Origin of the sequence: Xanthomonas campestris pv. asclepiadis (assembly GCF_020784175.1) — a bacterium.
Classification (GTDB): domain Bacteria; phylum Pseudomonadota; class Gammaproteobacteria; order Xanthomonadales; family Xanthomonadaceae; genus Xanthomonas; species Xanthomonas campestris_D.
In genome coordinates this window covers 20,402-36,540 of sequence record NZ_JAJGQM010000027.1, presented here as the reverse complement: position 1 = coordinate 36,540, position 16,139 = coordinate 20,402, and the positions used below count along the sequence as shown (strand labels likewise).

General features: G+C 66.3%; 14 protein-coding genes. 10 read left to right on the top strand and 4 right to left on the bottom strand.

Translation table 11 applies throughout. From position 1 onward, the window contains the following. Nucleotides 1-13: 13 nt before the first annotated feature. On the bottom strand, nt 14-442 hold the full coding sequence (locus LL972_RS13225; protein ID WP_228327986.1) for a cytochrome c: 429 nt from the start codon (nt 440-442) through the stop codon (nt 14-16). Between the two features lie 74 nt (nt 443-516). On the opposite strand from LL972_RS13225, the gene LL972_RS13220 reads away from it, so the two are divergent. Then, complete coding sequence (locus LL972_RS13220; RefSeq protein WP_228327985.1) at nt 517-1,356, top strand: tRNA threonylcarbamoyladenosine dehydratase; 840 nt, start codon at nt 517-519, stop codon at nt 1,354-1,356. Between the two features lie 43 nt (nt 1,357-1,399). On the opposite strand, the gene LL972_RS13215 is transcribed toward LL972_RS13220, so the two are convergent. Next, nucleotides 1,400-2,167 (bottom strand): TatD family hydrolase, encoded by a 768-nt coding sequence (locus tag LL972_RS13215; protein WP_228327984.1) that lies wholly within the window; start codon nt 2,165-2,167, stop codon nt 1,400-1,402. Next, on the bottom strand, nt 2,167-2,382 hold the full coding sequence (locus LL972_RS13210; protein ID WP_016902710.1) for a DUF6116 family protein: 216 nt from the start codon (nt 2,380-2,382) through the stop codon (nt 2,167-2,169). Before LL972_RS13210 ends, LL972_RS13215 begins: the two co-directional genes overlap by 1 nt. 145 nt (nt 2,383-2,527) lie before the next feature. On the opposite strand from LL972_RS13210, the gene LL972_RS13205 reads away from it, so the two are divergent. The 9 genes from LL972_RS13205 to LL972_RS13165 all read left to right on the top strand — a co-directional run bounded on the left by LL972_RS13205 (nt 2,528) and on the right by LL972_RS13165 (nt 14,843). Then, entirely contained in the window at nt 2,528-3,319 is a 792-nt protein-coding gene (locus LL972_RS13205) for a glycine zipper 2TM domain-containing protein (RefSeq protein ID WP_006451921.1), read from the top strand. A gap of 159 nt (nt 3,320-3,478) precedes the next feature. Next, on the top strand, nt 3,479-4,654 hold the full coding sequence (locus tag LL972_RS13200; protein WP_228327983.1) for an acyl-CoA dehydrogenase family protein: 1,176 nt from the start codon (nt 3,479-3,481) through the stop codon (nt 4,652-4,654). A 58-nt stretch (nt 4,655-4,712) separates the two neighbouring features. Further along, on the top strand, nt 4,713-7,283 hold the full coding sequence (locus LL972_RS13195; protein WP_228328009.1) for a DUF3857 domain-containing protein: 2,571 nt from the start codon (nt 4,713-4,715) through the stop codon (nt 7,281-7,283). A 123-nt stretch (nt 7,284-7,406) separates the two neighbouring features. After that, the gene (locus LL972_RS13190) at nt 7,407-8,051 is read left to right on the top strand and encodes a glutathione S-transferase family protein (RefSeq protein ID WP_228327982.1); all 645 of its coding nucleotides are present in this window, start codon (nt 7,407-7,409) and stop codon (nt 8,049-8,051) included. A 31-nt stretch (nt 8,052-8,082) separates the two neighbouring features. After that, nucleotides 8,083-10,023, top strand: coding sequence for an asparagine synthase (glutamine-hydrolyzing) (asnB, locus tag LL972_RS13185; protein ID WP_228327981.1), 1,941 nt, complete (start codon nt 8,083-8,085; stop codon nt 10,021-10,023). 73 nt (nt 10,024-10,096) lie between these two features. Then, a complete protein-coding gene (locus tag LL972_RS13180) occupies nt 10,097-10,651 on the top strand; it encodes an NADPH-dependent FMN reductase (RefSeq protein WP_228327980.1) in 555 nt (184 codons plus the stop codon). A gap of 222 nt (nt 10,652-10,873) precedes the next feature. Beyond that, entirely contained in the window at nt 10,874-12,304 is a 1,431-nt protein-coding gene (locus LL972_RS13175) for a replicative DNA helicase (RefSeq protein WP_228327979.1), read from the top strand. Nucleotides 12,305-12,406: 102 nt separating this feature from the next. Beyond that, nucleotides 12,407-13,825 carry a cryptochrome/photolyase family protein gene (locus LL972_RS13170; protein ID WP_228327978.1) on the top strand — a complete coding sequence of 473 codons (1,419 nt, stop codon included), beginning with the start codon at nt 12,407-12,409 and terminating at the stop codon, nt 13,823-13,825. 292 nt (nt 13,826-14,117) lie between these two features. Further along, nucleotides 14,118-14,843, top strand: a complete 726-nt coding sequence (locus LL972_RS13165) for an OmpA family protein (RefSeq protein WP_228327977.1) — start codon at nt 14,118-14,120, stop codon at nt 14,841-14,843. A gap of 207 nt (nt 14,844-15,050) precedes the next feature. Here LL972_RS13165 and LL972_RS13160 read toward each other — a convergent pair whose 3' ends face one another. Next, on the bottom strand, nt 15,051-16,085 hold the full coding sequence (locus LL972_RS13160) for a LysR family transcriptional regulator (protein WP_228327976.1): 1,035 nt from the start codon (nt 16,083-16,085) through the stop codon (nt 15,051-15,053). Nucleotides 16,086-16,139: the final 54 nt, after the last annotated feature.

Below are 16,139 nucleotides of genomic sequence, written 5' to 3'. Positions count from 1 at the left end.
ACGCGATCGCGGGTCAGCGGAAGTCGCGATGACAGGCCTCGCAGTTGTCGGTGATCTGTGTCCCGACTGCGGCAATCGCGGCGCAATCGGCTGGCGGCGCACGCCGTACCTGATCCAGTGCGGTGCGCAAGGCGGTGGCATGCTCGCCGAAGCGGCGGTCTTCGCCGATGTCCGGGAAGGCCGGTTCCAGTTCGTCGGCAAGCAGGCGCAACGATTGCAGTCGCGCTCGCTGGCGTGCGGGGTCGCAGCTGGCATCGGGGTCGGGTTGCAAGGCGCGCAGTTGGTAAGCCATCACCTGCATCAGGCTGTCCGGCACCGGGTTGCGTGTGGCCTGCAGCACGCGCGCCACCATCACCGTGCAGACCAGCCCGATCAGGATGCCCAGCACCAGCAGGAAGGCGTAGCGGGACGCGCGCGATTGTTCGGTGGACGAGGCGGGCATGCAAGGACTCCGGTGGACGTGAGGTGTCGCCACGTCGGTGGGCGCGCGCGCAGCGGCGCGCGTAAAATAGGCCGATGAAAGCACAATGGCGTGAACGCTTTGCCGGTATCGACCGGCTGTACGGGGTCGGCACGGTGGAGCGCCTGGCCGCCTGCCGGGTGGCGGTGGTCGGGATGGGTGGCGTGGGCTCGTGGGTGGTCGAGGCGCTGGCGCGCACCGGCGTCGGGTACATCCGCCTGATCGATGCCGACGACCTGTGCGTGTCCAACACTAACCGGCAACTGCCGGCATTGGCAGGGCAGTACGGACGCAACAAGGCGCGCGCGATGGCCGAGCGCTGCGTGGCGATCAATCCGGAGATCGAAGCCGATGCGGTGGAGTCATTTCTCACCGCCGGCAATATCGAACAGCTGCTCGGCGATGACTTCGATCTGGTGATCGATGCCTGCGACAGCTTCCGAGTGAAGGTGGAAACCATCGCCTGGTGCCGCCGACGCAAGCTTCCCTTGCTGACGGTGGGCGCCGCTGGCGGGCGCACCGATCCCACCCTGGTGCGCGTACGCGATGTCTCGCGCACCGAGCACGACGCGATGCTGGCGCTGATCCGCAAGAAGCTGCGCAGCGAGTTCAACTTCCCCAAGAATCCGCAGCGCTATTTCGGCGTGCCGGCGGTGTACTCGCTGGAGAACGTCAAATATCCGCAGGCCGATGGCAGCGTCTGCGGCATCCGCCCGCAGCTGGATGCCGACGCCACGCTCAAGCTGGATTGCGGGGCAGGGCTGGGCGCAGCCACGCATATCACCGGCACCTTTGCGTTTGTCGCGGTGGGCAAGGCCCTGGAGATGTTGCTCAAGCCGAAGGTGGCTGTGGCGGCAACTGCGTCGCCCACCGCCGAGGTCGCTGCAAGCCCATGACGTCACGCGCGCTGCGTCACCTCGCCTGCAGCGCGCACCGGTATCAGCCCGGCAATCCGAACAATCGCCTTGCGTTGGCGGTGGTCTGCGCGGCGATGTGCTCGGCTGCCTCGCCGCGTAGCTGTGCGATGCAGTCCAGCACCGTGCGCAGGTAGGCCGGCTCGTTGCGTTGGCCACGGATGCTGGCGTCGGGCTGATCCGGCGCATCGGTTTCCAGCAGCAGCCAGTCCAGCGGCATCGTTGCAGCCAGGCCGCGCAGGCGATTGGCACGCGGGTAGGTCACCGGGCCGCCCAGGCCGATCATGAAATCCAGCTTCCACAATTGCTGCGCCTGTTCGGGGCTGCCGGCAAAGCTGTGCACCACACCACGCAGGCCGCCCACGGCCTTGATGCGGGCGATGACCTCTTCGGTGGCGCGCCGCGCATGCACGATCAGCGGCAGCTCGAAGCGCTTGGCCAGCTGCAGTTGCCCGTCGAAATAATCGCGCTGCATCTGCGCGTCCAGCCCGTCCAGATAGAAGTCCAGCCCGCACTCGCCGATGGCGCAGGGCCGCTCGCGCTCGATCCACTCGGCCAGCAGCTGCAGGTGTTCGGGGCGGTGCTGATCGAGAAAGATCGGGTGCAGCCCGTAGGCGGGGTGCAACCCGGGTGCCTGGGTGCAGACGGAGCGCAGCGCCGGCCAGCTGGCGGCGGTGATCGCCGGGATCACCTGCTGCACGACACCGGCCGCCTGCGCGCGCGCGATCACCGCGGCGCGGTCGTGGTCGAACTCGCCGGCATCCAGATGGCAGTGGCTATCGACCAGCTGCATCAATCGCGGCGCACCGGCGCGGGCAGCGGCGCCTTGCGCGTCTTCCAGTTGGCCAGCAGCAGCGTGGTCAGGCCGAACAGCAGCTCGTCCAGGAACGGGATCGGATCCGGAAGCACCAGGTCGACCAGAAACAGCGCCGCCGCCAGCTTAAACAAGGTGGGGTAGCGCAGCTTGCTGGCCCACTCCAGGGCGCGCGAGGTGACGGGATTGCGCATGCGAATGCTCCGGCTGTTAGAAGTGCATGAAATAACCGCTAGCTGAACTTAACTGCGGCGTTCATGAGCGAGGGCGTTTTTGTTCAGGGTTCGCGTGCTGGAATCACGCCGTCAACAACGCGGCGTGTCCGCACGGAGCTGGATCATGAAGAGCAATACGACAACTATACTGGTCGCTGCTGGTGCGTTGCTGGTTGGAGGCGTGGCTACGGCCGCCTTCATGAACAACCGCCCGTCGTCCGGCGATTTCGTCGCCAACGGCGAGCCGGCACCGCGTGGTCTGGAATATGCCGACGTGGTCAAGGTCGCGCCGATCACCGAGCGCGAGCCGCAGTACGCGCAGGTCGTTAACAGCGCGGCCATCCGCGAAACCACCACCAGCTCCTCGCCGCGCGAAGTCTGCCGCGACGTGGTGGTGCAGGAACGTCTGCCCGAGCGCGATGGCAATGTCGGCGGTACCGTCGCCGGTGCGGTGATCGGCGGTCTGCTCGGCAACCAGGTCGGCGGCGGTAACGGCCGCAAGCTGGCCACGGTGGCCGGTGCGGTCGGTGGCGGCATGGTCGGTAACCGTGTCGACCGCAATCATGTCGGCGGCCGCGTGGTGGATCGTACCGAGCGCCAGTGCCATACCGAAAATGCCAATTCGCAGTCCTCGCGCGTGGTCGGCTACGACGTGACCTACCGCAATGCCGACGGCACCACCGGCACCATGCGCATGGACAGCAAGCCGGGCGAGCGCATCTCGCTGGGCGATGCGGACAACGTGGTGGCCTACGACGTGACCTACCGCTACGACGGTTTCGAGAAGACCGTGCGCATGAACGACAAGCCGGCCAGCGATCGTCTGCCGGTGGTCGATGGTCAGCTGGTGACCCAGACCGCTTCGACGGCCGGTGACAGGGGCGTTCGTGTGGATGCGGGCAGCACGCGTCAGTAAACCGCTGGCAGCGATCCGCCCAGGATCGCTGGTTGGCAAGAAAAGAGCCGGCATTGCCGGCTCTTTTCGTTTCCAGGCGCTGGTGACGACGTCCGTGCGCTGAACGGGGCGCCGCCATGTTTGGCCGGCAACTGGCTGATAATCGCCACTTCTCCTGCCGTGGAAGCCGACATGCCGGTGCGCCCCGATGATCTATTCGATGTACGTGCGCTGCTGACCGACGAAGAGCGGGCAGTGCAGGATGCGGTGGCGCGCTTCACCGATACGCGGGTGCTGCCGGCGATTGGCGATGCCTTGGACGCAGGGCGTTTTCCGCGCGAATGGGTACCGGAACTGGCCGAGCTTGGCCTGCTGGGTGCCAGCCTGCCGGTGCGCGATGGCGGCGCGGGCCTGGGCGCGGTGGCGTACGGATTGATCTGCCAGGAACTGGAGCGCGGCGACAGCGGCCTGCGCAGCTTCGTCAGCGTGCAGTCCTCGCTGTGCATGTACCCGATCCATGCCTACGGCAGCGACGAGCAGCGCCAGCGCTGGCTGCCGGAGATGGCAGCCGGCCGTCTGATCGGCTGTTTCGGGCTGAGCGAAGCGCAGGGCGGCTCGGATCCGGCCGCGATGACCACGCGCGCGGTACGGCAGGGCGACGGCTGGCGCTTGAACGGGGCCAAGATGTGGATCACCAACGGCAGTATTGCCGGCCTGGCGATCATCTGGGCGCATACCGACGACGGCGTGTGCGGCTTTCTGGTGGAGACCGGCAGCGCCGGCTTCAGTGCGCAGGACATCGGGCACAAGATGAGCCTGCGCGCATCGGTGACCTCGGGTCTGTTTCTGGACAACGTCTACGTGCCGGAGCAGATGCGGCTGCCGAATGCGGCCGGTCTGAAGGCGCCGTTGGGCTGCCTCAACCAGGCGCGCTACGGCATTGCCTGGGGCGCGATCGGTGCGGCGGTGGCCTGTCTGCGCGAAGCATTGGCTTATAGCGGGCAGCGCATCCTGTTCGGCCGGCCGCTGGCGGCTACGCAAAGCGCGCAGATCAAGCTGGCCGACATGGCCCGGCGCATTTCCACCGCGCAATTGCTGGCGCTGCAGCTGGGGCGCCTGAAAGAAGCCGGTACGCTGCGGCCGGAACAGATCTCGCTGGCAAAATGGAATAATTGCCGCATGGCCCTGGACGTGGCGCGCGAGTGCCGCGATCTGCTGGGCGCGGCCGGCATCACCACCGAGCATGTGGCGATCCGGCATGCGCTGAACCTGGAATCGGTGATCACCTACGAGGGCACCGAGACCGTGCATCAGTTGGTGGTCGGGCGTGCACTGACGGGACTCAATGCGTTTTGACGAGGAGTGGGTGTTGATCGACAGGGATGGGAGGCGACGCCTGCGTGGCGTGTTCTGGATGTTCTGCCTGCTGGCGGTGGTGGCGAGCGTGATCTTACCGGCACAGGCCAGCGAGGCGCCGCGCATGGCGCCGCCACCGGCCTGGGTCATCGCCGATGCGGTGCCCGACAAGGTGCCCGGTGCCAGCGGGCTGCGCTATGCACTGGTGTCCGATCAGGTCGATCTGACCGGCGCCACGCCGCAGGCCTATCGCCGCCTCAGTTACACCGTGCAGCGTGCGAAGAGCCTGGACGAGGCCGGGCAGATCTCCATCGATTACCAACCGCAGTACCAGCAGCTGGCGCTCAACAGCCTGGAGGTCTGGCGCGACGGCAGGCGCATCGACATGCGCAAACAGGCGCACTACGCCAGGTTGCGCCGCGAAAGCGGACTGGAAGACGGTTTGATCGATGGCGCATTGACGCTGTCGATCACCTTGCCGGATCTGCGCGTTGGCGACCGGGTCGATTACGGCGTGACCATCACCGGCAGTAATCCGGTGTTCGGCAAGGGCTATTACGACGTGTTCGATGCGCGCTACGGCGTGCCGTTGGGCGAGCGCCGGGTGCGCGTGCGGTATCCCGCCGGGATGGGATTGCAGTGGCGGGTGAGCGCGCCGGACTTCAGCCGCAACGTCAGCCGCGCCGGCGATGTGGCGACGCTGGACATTGCGGCGCGCGACATAGCCGCGGTGCAGGAAGAAAAGGATGCCCCTGAGGATGTCGATCCGTATGGCTTGATCGAAGTCTCCACCGCCGGCAACTGGGCGGCGGTGGCGGCGTGGGCAGCGCAGCTGTATCCACGCGCGTTCAAGGACGCGCGCATTGCCGAGGGCATGGTGCAGAGCCTGCAGCTGCGCAGCGACGACCCGCAGGGCGCACTGCTGCGTGCAGTGGCCTTCGTGCAGGGCGAGATCCGCTACGTGGGCCTGGACATGGGCGAGAACTCGCACGCGCCGCATACGCCGGAGGTGACCCTGCGCAACCGCTATGGCGACTGCAAGGACAAGGCGACGCTGTTGATCGCGTTGCTGCAGCTTGCCGGCATCCGCGCCGAGCCGGTGCTGGTCAACAGCGACAAGGGCCATGGACTGGATCTGCGCTTGCCCAGTCCGTATGCGTTCGACCATGTGGTGGTGCGCGCGCATCTGCCGCAGGGCGAGGTGTGGGTGGATGCCACGCGCGATCGCGAAGAGGGCCCGCTGGCGCAACGTCGGCCGCTGCCGTTCGTGCGCGGTCTGCCGGTTGTGGCCGGCCAGCGCGATCTGGTGGCGGTGCCATCGCCGATGCCGACGCTGCCGCAGGTCGAGGTGGACGAGGAGATCGTGATCTCGCTGCGCAAACCGCAGCGCGTGGCGACCTTCAGCGTGGACACGACGTACCGCCAGGGACGCGGCGAGCGCGTGGCGACCGGCTTCGAGGACAACGGCGCGCAGGCGGTCGGCGAGCACTATCTGGAATTCATGCAGCAGTACTACACCGCGCTGACCCAGGTCGGCGTGCCGACCATCGACGCGACCGATCGACTGAACGTACGCACGCACGAGGCCTATCGCCTGGAGTGGCCGACCGCCGAGGGCGACGAGCTGGGCTTTCCGCTGTTCCAGCTCGGCGAATGGATGGACGCCTTGCCCACCGCGGCGCGCAAGAGCCCGCTGGCATTGGGCGGCCCGCGGCTGGCGCGGCAGACCGTGCGGGTGCGGGTCGACCCGGCGGTGCGGGTGGAGGCCGATACGCAGGTGGTCGCCAACCCGTGGTTCCGGTTCTCGCGCACGGTCTCCATGCACGAGGGACGCCTCGTCATCGTCGGCGAGTGGCAGCGCCTGTCCGACCGCATCCCCGCCAGCGGCGTGAAGCGTGCGGCCGCCGACATGGAGCGTGCCCGCGACCTGCTGTACTTCAATCACGATCTCAAGACACAACCGCCCATACAGCCGCTGGACTTTCAGATGCTCGTCTATCCGCTGGCCGGGCTGCTGGCGCTGGTCGTGCTGGTGCTGGCATGCCTGGCCTGGTGGCGCGGCGGTGGCCTGGGCGGGATGCTGTTCGATCCGCACACCGTTGCGCAGCGCTTGCACGCGCAGCCCGGCGTGCGCTGGAGCGCGTGGTGTGTATTCGGCCTGATCCTCGTGCTTTCGAGCTGGATGTGGGTGTCTCCGCGGCCGCTGTGGGTGCACGCCATCGCCGTGATGATCATGCTGGCCATCGCGCTGGTGGGCTGCGTGCTGCTGCAGCGGATGCTGCGCTGGATGGGCGGTGTCGCACAGGTCGGTGCGTTGCTGCCGGCGCTGCTGGGCAGCGCGTTGCCATGGCTGGTCTGCCTGCTGGCGGCGCTGGCCGCGCTCGGTGGCGATAGTGTCCTGTTCGGCACCGGCGTGCATGATCCAGCCAGGCTGGCGCAGCTGGCCATGGCGGTCCTGCTGATGCTGCTGGGCGGGCTGTGGTGGTCGATCGCGGCGGTCCAGGCGGTCGCCGGTGCGACCGGCTGCGCTCGGTCACGTGCCTTCGGTGCGCTGGCATTGACGTTGTCGGTGCTGGGCATGCTGATCGCCGTGCTGGGTGTGCCGGTGGCGCTGGTGGTGATGCGCTGAGGCACGCAGCCCGCAACCCGCAACCGCGGCCACGCCTTGCAGCAGAAACGGGGCAGGGCTTTGCAAAGACACGCGGGGCTGTGACACTGCCAGCCCCCTCGTTGCTGCCGCGGAGCCAGCCTGATGTCGAGCGTGCGTCCCCCGTTGACCGTCCATGGCATGTCCAGTTCCGGCAACTGCTACAAGGTGCGCCTGCTGCTGGAACAATTGGGCAGTCGCTATCACTGGGTCGAGGTCGACAGCGTCGCCGGCGAAACCCGCACGCCCGCGTACCTGGCCATCAATCCCAACGGCAAGGTGCCGATGGTGGAGCGCGACGATGGCCGCGTGCTGACCGAATCCAACGCCATCCTGTTCTGGCTGGCCGAAGGCACCCCGTATCTGCCCACCGACGCGTGGCAGCGCGCGCAAGCCTTGAGCTGGATGTTCTTCGAGCAGTACAGCCATGAGCCATACATCGCAGTGGCGCGTTTCATCAGCCTGTGGACGCCGCGCGATGCCGCGCGCCGCGCCGAACTGCCGCAGCTGCGCGCACGCGGCGAGCAGGCGCTGGCAGTGATGGAACAGCATCTGCAGCAGCACCGCTGGTTCACCGGCAACGACTACGGCATCGCCGATATCGCGCTGTTTGCCTATACCCATTGCGCCGAGGACGGCGGCTTCGATCTGGAGCGCTGGCCGGCGATCGGTGCCTGGCTGCAGCGCGTGCAGGCAGTGCCCGGTTTTATCGCAATGCCGGCATCTGCCCCCAGCGCGGTGACGGCATGAGCAGCATGCGCCCCCCGCAGGAGCACTGACGATGTGCGGATTGGCTGGACTGCTGCTGGCATCGCCACGCATGCATGGCGAACAACTCGATGCGCTGGTGCGGCCGATGGGCGCCGCTTTGCGTCATCGCGGCCCCGACGATGCCGGCACCTGGTGCGATGCGCAGGCCGGCGTGGCGCTGGCGCATCAACGTTTGAGCATTCTGGATCTGTCGCCACTCGGCCATCAGCCGATGCGCTCGGCCGATGGCCGTTATGTGCTGGCCTACAACGGCGAGATCTACAACTTCGCGCAGCTGCGCGCGGCGCTGTCCGCGCTCGGGCACCGCTTCCGTGGTCATTCCGATACCGAAGTGCTGTTGGCGGCGGTGGTGGAGTGGGGGCTGGACGACACCCTGACCCGCTGCAACGGCATGTTCGCGCTGGCGTTGTGGGACGAGCGCGACAACTGCCTGTCTCTGGCCCGCGACCGCGTCGGCAAGAAGCCTCTGTACTACGGCTGGGCCGGCGACACCCTGGTGTTCGGTTCCGAACTCAAGGCGCTGTGGCAGCATCCAGATTTCGACAACGGCGTCGATCGCAATGCGCTGACCTTGCTGCTGCGGCTGGGCTACATCCCGGCGCCGGCCTGCATCCACGAGCGGACCTTCAAGTTGATGCCCGGGCGGGTGCTGCGGCTGGATGCGCAGATGGTGGCGGCCGGTTCGGCGGCGCATCGGCCGGACCAGGCGCAGCAGCCGTTCTGGAACGCGCGCGAAGCGATGCAGCGTGCGCTGGCGGCGCCGTTCACCGGCAGCGATGCGCAGGCCGAGGAACAACTCGATGCGGTGCTGCGCGATGCGGTGGCGCTGCGCATGGTGGCCGACGTGCCGGTGGGCGTGTTCCTGTCCGGGGGCACCGATTCGTCGATCGTCACCGCGATGATGCAGGCGCAGAGCGCCCAGCCGGTGAATACCTTCAGCATCGGCTTCGAAGGTTCGCATCACGACGAGGCGCCGCTGGCGCGCGAAGTGGCCACGCATCTGCACACCGACCACACCGAGCTGTATGTCAGCGGCGCCGACGCGCTGGCGGTGGTGCCGACCCTGCCGGACATGTTCGACGAGCCCTTCGCCGATGCCTCGCAGGTGCCGACCGCGCTGGTCGCACGGCTGGCGCGTGGCGGGGTGACGGTGGCGCTGTCCGGCGATGGTGGCGACGAGTTGTTCTTCGGCTACGGCCGGTACCAGCGTGCGCTGCGCAACTGGCGCATGCATGGATTGGTGCCGGGGCCGCTGCGGCGGCTGATGGCGCTGGCGGCACGCCGCAACGGCGAGTCCTCGCGCACCGGCGGCCTGGCCGCGCTGGTGGCCGAGGCGGGCGCACGCGGCATTGGCGACATCTACCGCAACCGCATTTCGCGCTGGCGCGATCCGGCCGCGGTGGTGCTGGGCGCGACCGAGCCCGACAGTTTCTACAGCCTGGCCGACCCGCTGCACGGCTCCGGCACGCCGGCCGACGCGATGATGCTGGCCGACTTTGCCGCGTATCTGCCTGACGACCTGCTGTGCAAGGTGGACCGCACCACCATGGCGGTGGGGCTGGAAGCGCGCGCGCCGCTGCTGGACTGGCGCGTGGCCGAGTTCGCCTGGTCGCTGCCGCTGTCGCTGAAGTACCGCGACGGGGTCAGTAAGTACCTGCTCAAGCGCGTGCTGTGCCGCTATCTGACCGACCCGATGGTCTACCGCGGCAAGCGTGGCTTCGGCGCGCCGGTCAGTGCCTGGCTGCGTGGCGACCTGCACGGCTGGGCCGACGATCTGCTGGCGCACGCCACGCTCGAGCGCGACGGCGTGTTCGCCGCCGACACCGTGGCCGGGCTGTGGCGCGACTTCAACGGCGGCGAGCGCAAATGGCATACGCACCTGTGGACGGTGCTCATGTTCCAGGCCTGGCAGGCACATTGGCGCGCCCAACGCGCCGCGATCGACCGCTGAGGCGGCGCGCTTCACCGGGTATGAGCGCCAGGCTGACTAGAGTCGGGCGCTGATTCCCCAATGGAGCGTTCCCATGAGCAAGATCACCATCGCCGTACTGGTCGGCAGCCTGCGTGCAGAGTCCTACAACCGCCAGCTGGCGCACGCGCTGGAGCATCTGGCCGGCGACAAGGCGGTGTTCGAGTATCTGGAGATCGGCGACATCCCGCTGTACAACCAGGACCGCGACGGCGACTTTCCTGCCGAAGGCACACGTCTGAAGCAGCAGATCCGGGCGGCGGACGCGGTGCTGTTCGTGACCCCCGAATACAACCGCTCGATTCCCGGCGTACTCAAGAACGCCCTCGATACCGGCTCGCGCCCCTACGGCGACAGCGCCTTCGCGGGCAAGCCGGCCGCCGTGGTCGGCATCTCGGTCGGGGCGATCGGCACCGCCACCGCGCAGCAGCATCTGCGCAATGTGTTGTCGTATCTGGACATGCATGTGCTCGGCCAGCCGGAAGTCTTCCTGCAGTACAAGGACGGGCTGTTCGGGGCCGACAGCCAGATTGCCAACGCCGACAGCCGCAAGTTCCTGCAGGGCTTTGTCGACGCCTTCCTGGGCCTGACCGAACAGTTCAAGCGCTGAGTTGATCACAGCGGCGCTGCGCCTGTAGGCAGTCGCCATTGGCGGCCGGTGGTGCAGCGCAAACCCAGGCGCGGCAAGCGTCTCGGCGGTTGCGACAGCCAGCGCGTAGAACGGTGATGCACCGGCTGTCCACCAGTTATCCACAGAGTTGTGCATGGTCGTCGGCGCCGCCGATGACTATGCTTCCTGCCCCCGTCCCCCTCGTGTCAGGTCTGTTTGTCCATGTCCGCTCGTCCTGGTTTCCGTTCCAAGCGCAATCGCGATCGCGACGACGACGATTACGATCGTCCCGAGCCGCGGCTTGACCAGTTGCGGGTACCGCCGCATTCGGTCGAGGCCGAGCAGGCCGTGCTCGGCGGGTTGATGCTGGCGCCGGATGCGTTCGATCGGGTCAACGATCAGTTGACCGACAACGATTTCTACCGCCGCGATCACCGGCTGATCTACCGCGCGATTCGCGAACTGAACGAGAAGGACCGTCCCTTCGATGCGGTGACCCTGGGCGAGTGGTTCGAGTCGCAGGGCAAGCTGGAACAGGTGGGCGATGGCGCCTACCTGATCGAGCTGGCCAGCACCACGCCCTCGGCGGCCAATATCGCGGCCTACGCGGAGATCGTGCGCGACAAGGCGGTGCTGCGGCAGCTGATCGAAGTGGGCACCACCATCGTCAACGACGGCTTTCAGCCCGAGGGCCGCGAAAGCGTGGAGTTGCTGTCGTCGGCGGAAAAGGCGGTGTTCAAGATCGCCGAGGCCGGCGCGCGTGGGCGCACCGACTTCGTGGCGATGCCGGGCGCATTGAAGGACGCCTTCGAGGAATTGCGCAGCCGTTTCGAAAACGGCGGCAACATCACCGGCCTGCCGACCGGCTACAACGATTTCGACGCGATGACCTCCGGTCTGCAGCCGACCGACCTGATCATCCTGGCCGCGCGTCCGGCGATGGGCAAGACCACCTTTGCGCTGAACATCGCCGAATACGCCGCGATCAAATCCAAGAAGGGCGTGGCGGTGTTCTCGATGGAAATGTCGGCATCGCAGCTGGCCATGCGCCTGATCTCGTCCAATGGCCGCATCAACGCGCAGCGGTTGCGTACCGGTGCACTGGAAGACGAGGACTGGGCGCGTGTGACCGGCGCGATCAAGATGCTGAAGGAAACCAAGATCTTCATCGACGATACGCCGGGCGTGTCGCCGGAAGTGCTGCGCTCCAAGTGCCGCCGACTCAAGCGCGAGCACGACCTGGGCCTGATCGTCATCGACTACCTGCAGCTGATGTCGGTGCCGGGCAACAGCGAAAACCGCGCGACCGAAATCTCGGAAATCTCGCGTTCGCTCAAGGGCCTGGCCAAGGAGCTCAACGTGCCGGTGATCGCGTTGTCGCAGCTCAACCGCTCGCTGGAAACACGGACCGACAAGCGCCCGGTGATGGCCGACTTGCGCGAATCCGGCGCGATCGAGCAGGACGCGGACATGATCGTGTTCATCTATCGCGACGACTATTACAACAAGGAAAATTCGCCGGACAAGGGCCTGGCCGAGATCATCATCGGCAAGCACCGCGGTGGGCCGACCGGGTCGTGCAAGCTCAAGTTCTTCGGCGAATACACCCGTTTCGACAATCTTGCCCACGATTCGGTGGGGAGTTTCGAGTAAGCCTGATGCGCGCTGCCGGGTGGCAATGCGTCGCTGCGGCATCGCGCCATCGTTGCAGTTGCTGGCTTATCCTGCGCGCCTCATCGTCGCTGCCGAGCTTGTATGTCATACGCCATCGTCTGGTTCCGTCGCGATCTGCGCCTGGAAGACAACCCGGCCTTGCAGGCTGCGCTGGATGCGGGACATCACCCGATTCCGCTGTATATCGATGCGCCGCACGAAGAAGGCGAGTGGACACCCGGCGCGGCCTCGCGGAGCTGGCGGCATCGTTCGCTGGCGGCGCTGGATGCCACCTTGCGCGCGCTGGGCAGCGGCCTGGTGGTTCGCGCCGGTGACAGCGCGCAGGTACTGGATGAGGTAATCGCGCAGACCAAGGCGGTTGCGGTGTACTGGAACCGCAAATACGAGCCGGCCACGCAGCCGCGCGATGCGCAGATCAAGCGCACCTTGCGCGAGCGCGGGATCGAGGTGCAGAGCTGCAACTCCGCACTGATGTTCGAACCCTGGCAGTTGTCGACGCAGCAGGGCAGTCCGTACAAGGTGTTCACCCCATTCTGGCGCAACGCGCTCACGCAGCTGCAACTGCCGGCTGTCATGCCGGCACCGCGCAACCTGCCGCCGCTGCCTGCGCAATTGAAGAGCGCTGCGCTGGACACGCTCGGGTTGCTGCCGCCGCTGGACTGGGACCAAGGCTTCTGGGAACACTGGCAGCCCGGCGAGGCCGGCGCGCACGAGATGCTGGAGATCTTCATCGATGGCGCGCTGTCCGGTTATCGCGAAAACCGTGATCGGCCGGACCGGGTCGGCACCTCGCAACTGTCGCCGCATCTGCACTTCGGCGAGATCGCGCCGTGGCGGATCGCCAGCACGCTGGAAGCCAACCGCAACGCACGCAACGGGGCGGAGATCGACGGTTATATCCGGCAATTGGGCTGGCGCGATTTTGCGTATCACCTGCTGCATCATTTTCCCGACACCACCAACCAGAATCTCAACCCGCGCTTTGAAGGCTTCGATTGGGCCAAGGTAGACCCGGTCGCATTGCAGGCCTGGCAGCGTGGCCGCACCGGCATTCCGATCGTCGATGCCGGCATGCGCCAGCTCTGGCACACCGGCTGGATGCACAACCGCGTGCGCATGATCGTGGCAAGTCTATTGTGCAAGCATCTGCGCGTGCATTGGATCGAGGGCGCGCGCTGGTTCTGGGACACCTTGGTGGATGCGGACCTGGCCAACAACACATTGGGTTGGCAATGGGTCGCCGGTACCGGCGCCGATGCAGCGCCGTATTTCCGCGTATTCAATCCGGTGACGCAGGCGGAGAAGTTCGATCCGCAGGCGGCCTACATCACGCGCTGGATACCGGAACTCGGCAAGCTTGCGGTGAAGGAGCGCTTCGCGCCGTGGCTGCATCCGTTGTCGCTGGCGCGTCTGGCACCGGAGTATCCGCGCACGCCAATCATCGGCCTGGCCGAAGGCCGCGATGCGGCATTGGCGGCCTATGCGAAAACGCGCGGATAAGCGCGCGCGTCAGCAAGAAGGCCAACGGTGCTGCGTACTCACCTGAGACCTAAGTTCCGCGCGTTTCTTTTGCAGGGCTGAGCCGTCGCATGCTTGCGCTGCGTCGGTTGCGTGGCACGCGCACGAAGACGATGCAGATATGTAAGGCGCAGTTCGAACAGAAAACGTTTTCCTGAATGCAGCACTAGCCAGATGCAGCCGGCGGTCGGTTTCATCATGCGCCAGTCGCGTTGGCCTGTTTATCCTCGCCGACACGATTGAGTGCCGGATGGTCCGGCCACAGGAGAACACCATGTCCCCAGCAGCCACCAAGAGCCTTGCCGTTGCACTGGCCAGCGCCATCGCGTTGTCCGCCTGCGCCACCGGCGGCTCGTATGTGCAGCGCGACCAATATGGCGAGCAGACGCAACAGCAGAATCGCACCGGCCGCAATGCGCTGATCGGTACTGCGATCGGCGTGGCCGCTGGTCTGCTCACCGGCGACAGCGCCACCGAGCGTCGTCAGCATGCGATGGTGGGTGCCGGCATCGGCGCGCTCAGCGGCGCGGCGGTTGGCCAGTACCAGGATCGCCAGGAGCGCGCGCTCCGTGAGCGCACCGCCAACACCGGGATCGAGGTGCAGCGCCAGGGCGACAACATCACCCTGAACCTGCCCGACGGCATCACCTTCGACTTCGGCAAGTCTGCGTTGAAGCCGCAGTTCTACAGCGCGCTCAATGGCGTGGCGTCCACGTTGCGCGAATACAACCAGACCTTGGTGGAAGTGGTCGGTCATACCGACAGCGTCGGCAGCGACGCGGTCAACCAGCGTCTGTCCGAAGAACGCGCCGGCGCGGTCGCGCAGTATCTGACCGCCCAAGGCGTGCAGCGCGAGCGCATGGAAACCATGGGCGCCGGCAAGCGTTACCCGATCGCCGACAACAGCACCGATGCAGGTCGCGCACAGAACCGCCGCGTCGAAATCCGCCTGATTCCGCTGCGCTCGGAGGGTGCCGGAAACAACACGGGCATGCGTTGAGTCTGCCGCACTGAGTCGTGACGAGTCGATTGACGAGCCGCGATGAGTAAACAAGACAGGCCGCGAAAGCGGCCTGTTTTTTTTGCGCTGCGAATCTTGTCGATCAACAGCGGCACGCAATCTCTTGATGGCCGCTCGGCAAGGGCACCGCGCACTCGATCAACTAGGCTTCTGACTCACGCCTATGGGCGAATAATGGAACACGGACTATGCCGTGACGTTTTCCAGGATGCGCTTGCCTTCTGCACGCAATTGCGCGTCTGCGCCGATTTCGATCTTTGCATAGTTGTCGGCCTTTTGCGCGGCCAGACGCGCAGGGCACTGCGCCATCATGTAGTCCGCATCGAAGTTCATCCGCGTCACCAGGAAGTCCACGAAGGCGCGCACTTTCGGCGAGACCAGACGGCCCCCGGCGAACACCGCGTTGAAGTCCACCTCCGGCCCGGTCCAACCTGCGAGCACCCGGCGGACCAGGCCCGATTGCACAAATGGCTTGGCCATCACATCGCCAGTCAACAGCAGGCCCTCGCCGCATAACACCGCGCCATTGAGCGCAGCCGGATCGTTGGCTACCATCAACGGATTGACCGGGAAATCGCGCACATCGCTGCCGTCGCTGAGCGACCAGAAAAAGCGGTTGTTGTGCACGTTGCGGTTCTTGCGCAGCGCCAGCGTGCGATGGAACTGCAGCTCGTCCGGATGCAACGGCTCGCCATAGCGCTCGATGTAGGACGGGCTGGCGAAGACCTGCGTGCGCAGGCTGCCGAGCTTGCGCGCGACCAGATTGGAATCGGGCAGGGCGCCGACACGCAGTGCCAGATCGGCTTCGCCGCCGATCAGGTCCAGCTTCTCGTTGCCCAGATGCATGTCCAGCTGGATCTCCGGGTACTGCGCATGGAACTCGCCCAGCAACGGTGCGATCCAGGTGATGCCCAGCGAGTAGGGCACGGTGAAGCGCAGCCAGCCGCGTGGGCCGGACTGCAATTGCCCGACGGCGCTCTCGGCTTCTTCCAGTTCGCGCGCGATGCGCTGGCAATGTTCGTGATACACCGAGCCGGCTTCGGTCAGGCCGATGCGGCGCGTGGTCCGGTGCAGAAGGCGGGCGCCCAGGCGGGTTTCCAGTTCCTGCACTTTGCGGCTGACGGTGGTCTTGGGTAGGCCAAGCGCGTTGGCGGCCGCGATGAAGCTGCCTTGTTCGACCACCTTGACGAAGATCAGGGTGTCGTTGAGATCGTGAGTCATGGGACTGCCTTCCGGGGGTCAGGAGGGATTAGACCGCTTACGGGACGATTATTC

Coding starts and splice junctions, on each gene's coding strand:
- LL972_RS13210 (WP_016902710.1), bottom strand. CDS start 2,382: ATGCGCAATCCCGTCACCTCGCGCGCCCTGGAGTGGGCCAGCAAGCTG.
- LL972_RS13190 (WP_228327982.1), top strand. CDS start 7,407: ATGTCGAGCGTGCGTCCCCCGTTGACCGTCCATGGCATGTCCAGTTCC.
- LL972_RS13160 (WP_228327976.1), bottom strand. CDS start 16,085: ATGACTCACGATCTCAACGACACCCTGATCTTCGTCAAGGTGGTCGAA.
- LL972_RS13165 (WP_228327977.1), top strand. CDS start 14,118: ATGTCCCCAGCAGCCACCAAGAGCCTTGCCGTTGCACTGGCCAGCGCC.
- LL972_RS13170 (WP_228327978.1), top strand. CDS start 12,407: ATGTCATACGCCATCGTCTGGTTCCGTCGCGATCTGCGCCTGGAAGAC.
- LL972_RS13220 (WP_228327985.1), top strand. CDS start 517: ATGAAAGCACAATGGCGTGAACGCTTTGCCGGTATCGACCGGCTGTAC.
- LL972_RS13175 (WP_228327979.1), top strand. CDS start 10,874: ATGTCCGCTCGTCCTGGTTTCCGTTCCAAGCGCAATCGCGATCGCGAC.
- LL972_RS13195 (WP_228328009.1), top strand. CDS start 4,713: ATGTTCTGCCTGCTGGCGGTGGTGGCGAGCGTGATCTTACCGGCACAG.
- LL972_RS13225 (WP_228327986.1), bottom strand. CDS start 442: ATGCCCGCCTCGTCCACCGAACAATCGCGCGCGTCCCGCTACGCCTTC.
- LL972_RS13180 (WP_228327980.1), top strand. CDS start 10,097: ATGAGCAAGATCACCATCGCCGTACTGGTCGGCAGCCTGCGTGCAGAG.
- LL972_RS13205 (WP_006451921.1), top strand. CDS start 2,528: ATGAAGAGCAATACGACAACTATACTGGTCGCTGCTGGTGCGTTGCTG.
- asnB (WP_228327981.1), top strand. CDS start 8,083: ATGTGCGGATTGGCTGGACTGCTGCTGGCATCGCCACGCATGCATGGC.
- LL972_RS13215 (WP_228327984.1), bottom strand. CDS start 2,167: ATGCAGCTGGTCGATAGCCACTGCCATCTGGATGCCGGCGAGTTCGAC.